Genomic DNA, 7149 nt, shown 5'->3' with positions numbered 1-7149 from the left:
CCGCAAATATACCTCAGATGGGGATCATAAGTAAGCCGTTCAACCAGTTGGGTAAAAGTATTCATATTCTCTAGCCGCATAGCAATCAAGGCATTTAACATAGCGCAGGTTGGGTATGGCTTAGGTCCACGTTTATTACCATCAGGTTGATGTAATTTGGCAATAACTGGTTTGAAATCAAGGGTATCAATTATTTTCTCGATCCTGGATTTTGGTTGCATTTTCATTGCATCTTCAAAGGAGAAAATGCATCTCTGTCGAATATTCATAAGTGACTTCGCCTCCTTCGGATGATTTGTTTGGTCACTTATTTATTCGACAAAATGGGGGGTGAAGTCCTTTTTCTGTATGAATAAAATCCTAATATTTTCGGGCTTACCTAATATGCAAAAGTCTCGATTATAAATAGCCTGTTGGCCGTCTTTATATGATTGCTCGGCAGGAAAAAGGTCGTTAATAAACATGATTATTATTTTTATTAATACCTTGAGGTGCTTAAAATATGCGCGGGTTAGTCAGGGTGTCATTTAATGTGTATATAGTTGGTGGCGGCAGTAGCAATTAACTGTTTATTCCGGTTATAAGCTTCGGCGGCCATATGGATTTTGGTTTTGCCCTGGGCTTTTACCATAGCTGTAATGATTAGTTCATCACCTTCCGATATTGGCCGGTGATAGCTGGTAGTTATATCAACCGTAGTCGTTTTAGGAGTACCGGTAGCTGAATAACACAAAGGACCGAACACATTATCAAATGCAGCTGTAATAAAACCACCCTGCATGGTACGGGCCGGGTTTAGATAGATGGGCAGAACTGGAAAAGCAACCGTTAAGCTTTGTCCGGCCACATAATCAATTATTCGCCCCTGCATAAAAGTAAAACAATGGGGAACAGGACCCCAATCTATATTATTCTGGTCTGAAATATCTAGCTTTTTTGATGTCCCATGATTATCCATAATTTTATGCCTCGCTTTCAAATATTATGCTGTAATAATTCTAACCCGGTCGATCAGATTCCTTCCTGCTCATCCTGCCCGGGAAAAAGGCTAAAATATGTTTTGGTTAAAATTATCTAATCTGTATTAATATATGCTATTATCAGATTAGATTACTCATTATGTTTAAAGGAGGTAATTACTCTGAGAAGACCGGTATATTTCATCAACAAATACCACAAATCCAATTATTTGCGCCTGCTTGAAATAGTCGGATCTGATAAAAAAGAGTGCAGCCCTAGTTCATATATACTGGCCTCAGTCGGTATCATGGAGGAAAATGAAGGAGCCATTGCAACGATTGAGAGATACTTTTTTCCCGATAGGGTTGATTTTGAGGCGTTACTGAAAGACTTAGGCAGTGATGCCAGTAGCCGCGCTTTGATAAAACTGGCCGCTAATCTCTATGACAGTGCCAATTATGCCAACACAAACGATGTTTTTACTGCCTTGGACGATATCTACCAGGCGGTGGCCTACCAGGCTTTGCTGCTTAAGTTTCCCAGTTTCTCCAAAACCTGGGACAGCAGGTACCCAGAGTTTAAAGAATAGGATAAAATTATCTGCCAGCTGACTCATTAATCGGCTGGCATTTTTCGTTAAATGGCTATCATGTACTTATTTATTAATAATTCTTTAAAGTGGTGGATGGAAAAAATAGCTGTTATACTGTCCCTATGATGTATAGACTATATTAACTGATGGAAAGGCAGGTGAATGACCCGGTTTATATCTTATACACCATAATCCCCAACCAAGATTTAATAACCGGGCAACAATGATGGCTAAAAAAGTACTTGTAGTGGGGGGCGTGGCTGCGGGGGCCAGTGCTGCCGCCAGGCTTAGACGTCTGGATGAAGATGCTGAAATAATTATGTTTGAAAAAGGCCCTTATATTTCATTTGCCAACTGCGGTTTGCCTTACTATGTAGGCGGAGTTATCACAGAAAGAAATAATCTTTTGCTGCAGACGCCCCGGGATATGAAACGGCGTTTTAATATCGATGTCCGGGTAATGAATGAAGTAACTCAGATAATTCCGGCCGAAAAAAAAGTAGAGGTTTGTAATCGCATGACCGATGAGAGTTATCGGGAAACTTATGATTACTTGATTTTAGCTCCGGGTGCAGAGCCCTTAATCCCGCCTCTGCCTGGAATTGATAAAACCAATGTCTTTATTGTACGTAATGTCCCTGACAGTGATGCCATAAAAAACTATATCATGACGGAAAACCCCCGTACGGCAGTTGTGATCGGCGGAGGTTTTATTGGCTTGGAAATGGCTGAGATGCTGATGGATGCAGGGTTAAAAGTCAGTCTACTGGAAATGGCCCCCCAGGTAATGCGCGCCCTGGATCCGGAGATGGCCGACATACTGCACTCTTATCTTAAATTCAATGGGTTGGATTTACGGCTCTCTTCCCAAGCTACAGCCTTTGAAGGGGAAGACCGGGTTATGGCGATACGCCTGGCTGATGGTAGTCTCATACCGTCCGATCTGGTTGTTCTCGGACTGGGGGTCAAACCAGCAGCAGGATTGGCAAAGGAAGCCGGTTTAAAAATAGGGTCAACCGGAGCCATTTGGGTGGATGAATATTTGAGAACTTCTGACCCATTTATATATGCCGGCGGTGACGCTGTTCAGGTAAAAGACTTTATCACCGGTGAAGACAGCTATGTCCCCTTGGCCGGACCGGCAAACCGCCAGGGCTGGCTGATTGCCAACAATATCTGCGGACGCAGCCTTCCCTACAAGGGAGCGCAGGGCAGCGCCATTTTGAAATTCCGAAATATGACCATAGCTGCTACCGGCAAGAATGAATACGAATTAAACCGCGCGGGCATAAAATACCTGACCTGCCATATCCATCCCAATTCACATGCAACTTACTATCCCGGAGCAACTCAGATGACGGCCAAATTATTATTTACCCCTGACAACGGGAAGATTTTGGGGGCGCAGATTGTTGGCTCAGACGGGGTGGACAAACGGATTGACGTGCTGGCTACGGCCATTCGCGCGGGCATGAATGTATTTGACCTGCAAGAACTGGAACTGGCCTACGCCCCCCCTTACTCTTCAGCCAAAGACCCCGTCAATATGTTAGCCTACGTCGCCGGAAATATGCTAAACGGAGATATCGAAGTGACCTATTGGACGGATGTTGCCCAAGAGGTCAGCCGGGGTGCCTTCTTAATAGATGCCCGCACTCCCGAGGAATTCAAATATGGAGCCGTAGAAGGAGCCACGAATATTCCGGTAGACGAAATCCGCAACCGCCTGGCGGAGATTCCTAAAGACCGAGATATACTGGTTTATTGCCAGGTAGGTCTGCGCAGTTATATCACCACCCGCATCCTGAAGCAAAACAACTTTAAAGTCAAAAATATCAGCGGCGGCTATAAACTATACGAAGTAATACGCAAATAAAAGATAATCGCTGCGGTTAACGGTATCCAACTACCGCAGCGGAATCATCTGCCCTTAAACATTACGGCAGTCTCTTTTCGATAGACGGTAATCAACCATCGTGGCGGAAGCTTTAGCTTCCCCAGCACCCTCAACCTAAAGAGGGTGCTTTACTTTGTTCATTATATTAAGATCCGGGTTGCTTATCGTCTGCCAATACACTATAATCTCTATAAAAATTATGTTCTTCTTACTAAAAACCCAAAGTAACGTTTTAGCGAATATTTCCGTTATAAATGATATTACGGAATAAGATTGTTTCTAGGCAAGCTCAGGTATACTTTACTAAATATTAATTAAAATAACTTAAGTGTTATTGATAGTTTTGCAGTGCCTGAAAAAAACGTGTAAATCTGCGCCTACTAATTTGCAAGGGGGTATAATTAATGATTGCTACTAATGACAGGTCATTAACGGAAAAAATCCTTAAACTTAAAGAAGAAAAATCCATTTACATCATTGCCCATTATTACCAGCAGGAAGACATTCAGGATATTGCTGATTTTATAGGAGATTCCTACGCCATGGCAGTGGCCGCTCAAAAGTCCCCCCAGGATACGATCCTGGTGGCCGGCGTGGATTTTATGGCTGAATCAGCAGCCATACTCTGTCCCGATAAAACTGTTTTAACTCCTGAACCCAAGGCGACTTGTCCTATGGCCAACAGCATATCCGTAGATGAGGTTTTAAAGTTCAAGGAAAAGTACCCTAACAGCATAGTGATGAGCTATGTAAATACCCCGGCTGAGATTAAGGCTGTCAGCGATATATGCTGTACCTCTTCCAATGCGGCTACCATATTGAAAAAATTACCGGACGATGCTCACATATTCTTTATCCCCGATCAAAACCTGGCGCTTAATACCGCCAGCAACCTGAGCCGGAACGTCAATATTTATGATTCTGATTGTCCGGTGCACGCTGCACTGAAAAAGACCGACATCGAAAAGCTCAAAGAAAAGTATCCTGATGCCAAGGTTTTAGTACATCCAGAATGTATCCCGGATGTCGTAAAAATGGCTGATTACGTTGGCAGTACCTCCGGAATTATCAATTATGTAAACAATTGTGACCAGGATACCTTTATCATTGCAACCGAATCCGGGGTCACCTATCCCATCCGCCAAGCCAACCCAGATAAAAAACTAATCATGGCCTCGGAAAACATGATCTGTCCCGATATGAAAAGCATAACCCTGCAAAAGATTTACGACTCGCTTAAAAACAGGGAGACGGTGATTAAAGTACCCGAGAACATCCGGCTCCCGGCGGCACAAGCCCTGGAAAAAATGATTGCTTATACCTCCTAAATCATATATAAGTTATCAAATGCAAAGGGGTGGGGTTTATGAAGTTATCCACCAAGGGAAGATATGGACTCAGAGCCATGCTGGATATGGCTCTGAGTGAAGGAAACGGTCCCATAGCCAGTCATACCATTGCCCAGCGACAGGATATATCGGAACGTTATCTGGAACAGCTGTTAATACCTTTAAAACAGGCTGGTCTGATAAAAAGTATTCGCGGTTCGCAGGGCGGTTATGTGCTGGGAAGATCCCCCCGGGACATATCGGTAGGGGAAATCATCAGGGTTTTGGAGGGGCCTCTGGCCCCGGTAGACTGCGTTAACGAGTTAAACCCTGAGGACTGTAAAAGATCTGCGGGCTGTGTTACCCGCCCGATCTGGATCAAAGTTAGGGACGCCATCGCTGCTGTCCTGGATTCCTATACATTGGAGGATCTTGTATATGAATCGCAACAAATGTCCGCACCAACCTCAGCCGCCTCCGATGATATTAAAACATAGCCGGGGGTTTGCTACCCCTGGAAAAGCGGGGTGGACAGATAACGTTCACCGGAATCTGGAAGCAGAACCACTATGTTTTTCCCTTCATTTTCCGGGCGGCGGGCAATTTCGGTGGCAGCAAATGCTGCGGCTCCGGAAGATATGCCCACCAGCAATCCCTCCGTCTTAGCCAGGGCCTGGGCAGTCTTATAGGCTGCATCGGTTTTGACCTTAAATATTTCATCGACCACCTGAGCATTATAAATAGCCGGAACGAAGTTGGTGCCTATACCCTGAATACCGTGCGCTCCCGCCTGGCCGCCCGATAAAACCGGCGAATCAAAAGGTTCCATAGCAACTATCTGAATCTCTGGATTTTTAGCCTTGAGAGCCTCACCTACTCCGCTTATAGTTCCGGCAGACCCCACCCCGGCGATGAAAATATCCACCCGTCCGTCCGTATCCCGCCATATTTCCTCGGCCGTTGTCTGCCGATGGATAGCTGGATTGGCTGGATTTTTAAACTGTTGGGGTATAAAAGAATCCGGTATATCGGCTGCTAGTTGCTCGGCTTTTATAACGGCTCCATTCATTCCGGCCTCCCCTGGGGTCAGAACCAGTTCAGCTCCCAGAGCCTGCAAAAGCTTCCGCCGCTCCAGGCTCATGGTCTCAGGCATGGTTAAGATGAGTCGATATCCCCGGGAAGCTGCCACTAAAGCCAGACCAACACCCGTATTGCCGCTGGTAGGTTCAATGATAACCGAACCTTCTTTTAATATGCCCCTGTCTTCGGCATCCTTTATCATGGCATAACCTATCCTATCCTTGCTGCTGCCTCCCGGATTGAAATACTCTAATTTAGCAATTATTCTGGCTTTTACCTGATTTAGACGGTTGTAGTTAACCAGTTCCAACATTGGAGTATTTCCGATTAATTCAATAAGACTTCCCGCAATTCTGCTCATAATAATCCACCTTTCCATATGTACTAAATAAACATTTATCACCATGCCTCGCCATAATACGATTAACAGCGCTTTACAAGTTTTTAAGCTGGTTAAGGCAACTCTATCATTAAAGCACCACTATTAAGCTGGGTAAAAGGGTCTATTACGGCCTACAGACCGGCTAAATCTTTTATAACTTCACCGGCTATTATTAAACCAGCCACCGATGGGACAAAGGCAATGCTTCCCGTAACCGGTCGGCGGCTATTGGGACAATCATTTTCAAAATCGGTTTTTAAAACTGCCTTTGGAGTTACAGGTTTTTCCCGGGAATATACTACCTTTAAGGAATCTACCCCCTTTAAGCGAAGTTCTTTACGCATTACTTTAGCCAGGGGACATACCGAAGTGGCATATATATCGCTGACCTCGAAACGGGTGGGGTCAAGCTTATTCCCGGCTCCCATACTGCTTATTATGGGAATCCCCATCCTTTGCGCCTGAACCACCAGATCAATTTTGGCGGTTACCGTATCAATTGCATCCACGATATAATCATAATCTAAGCGGATCAATTCTTCGGCAAGCTGCGGCATATAAAATTTTTGGTATATTTCCACTTGGGCCAGCGGGTTTATCTCCAGTATTCTATCCCGCATTACTTCAACCTTGGGCCTGCCCAGGGTTTTATGGGTCGCATGCAGCTGTCGGTTAAGATTAGTCATACTAACGCAGTCATTGTCAACCAGAACCAGTTTACCCACACCGGTTCTCACCAGACCCTCGACCACATAGCTGCCTACCCCTCCCACCCCAAAAACCGCTACCCGGCTTAAGGCCAGTTTTTGTAAAGCCTCCGTTCCTATAAGGAGTTCCGTTCTTAGAAATTGATTCAGAATGATCTACCCCTTTTATTCGTATATCGCCATTTATTGGGCTAGTATTTGCA

Annotated in this window: 8 protein-coding genes; 4 read left to right on the top strand and 4 right to left on the bottom strand. The window is 44.8% G+C overall.

Annotated elements, in window-relative coordinates; genetic code table 11:
- Window positions 1-269, bottom strand: a 269-nt coding sequence (locus AAV90_RS05765; protein WP_046496543.1) for a transposase, incomplete at its 3' end; no start/stop codon positions are given.
- A 254-nt stretch (window positions 270-523) separates the two neighbouring features.
- Window positions 524-958, bottom strand: a complete 435-nt coding sequence (locus AAV90_RS05760) for a PaaI family thioesterase (protein ID WP_046496541.1) — start codon at window positions 956-958, stop codon at window positions 524-526.
- A 129-nt stretch (window positions 959-1087) separates the two neighbouring features.
- Between AAV90_RS05760 and AAV90_RS05755 the strand changes: the two genes are divergently transcribed.
- The 4 genes from AAV90_RS05755 (at window position 1088) to AAV90_RS05740 (ending at window position 5274) form a co-directional block, all read left to right on the top strand.
- A complete protein-coding gene (locus AAV90_RS05755) occupies window positions 1088-1549 on the top strand; it encodes a DUF6075 family protein (protein ID WP_341363013.1) in 462 nt (153 codons plus the stop codon).
- Between the two features lie 226 nt (window positions 1550-1775).
- Window positions 1776-3428, top strand: coding sequence for an FAD-dependent oxidoreductase (locus AAV90_RS05750; protein ID WP_242847491.1), 1653 nt, complete (start codon window positions 1776-1778; stop codon window positions 3426-3428).
- A gap of 425 nt (window positions 3429-3853) precedes the next feature.
- Window positions 3854-4777: a quinolinate synthase NadA gene (nadA, locus tag AAV90_RS05745; RefSeq protein WP_046496536.1), complete on the top strand. Its 924-nt coding sequence runs from the start codon at window positions 3854-3856 to the stop codon at window positions 4775-4777.
- Window positions 4778-4815: 38 nt separating this feature from the next.
- Window positions 4816-5274, top strand: coding sequence for an RrF2 family transcriptional regulator (locus tag AAV90_RS05740; protein WP_046496535.1), 459 nt, complete (start codon window positions 4816-4818; stop codon window positions 5272-5274).
- Window positions 5275-5285: 11 nt separating this feature from the next.
- On the opposite strand, the gene cysK is transcribed toward AAV90_RS05740, so the two are convergent.
- The gene (cysK, locus tag AAV90_RS05735; RefSeq protein WP_046496533.1) at window positions 5286-6218 is read right to left on the bottom strand and encodes a cysteine synthase A; all 933 of its coding nucleotides are present in this window, start codon (window positions 6216-6218) and stop codon (window positions 5286-5288) included.
- Window positions 6219-6370: 152 nt separating this feature from the next.
- Window positions 6371-7099, bottom strand: coding sequence for a tRNA threonylcarbamoyladenosine dehydratase (locus AAV90_RS05730; RefSeq protein WP_046496531.1), 729 nt, complete (start codon window positions 7097-7099; stop codon window positions 6371-6373).
- Between the last annotated feature and the right edge of the window lie 50 nt (window positions 7100-7149).

This window comes from Syntrophomonas zehnderi OL-4 (genome assembly GCF_000983115.1).
GTDB classification, from domain to species: Bacteria; Bacillota; Syntrophomonadia; order Syntrophomonadales; family Syntrophomonadaceae; genus Syntrophomonas_B; species Syntrophomonas_B zehnderi.
The sequence above is the reverse complement of the archived record's forward strand: the minus strand, read 5'-3'. Positions and strand labels throughout refer to the sequence as shown.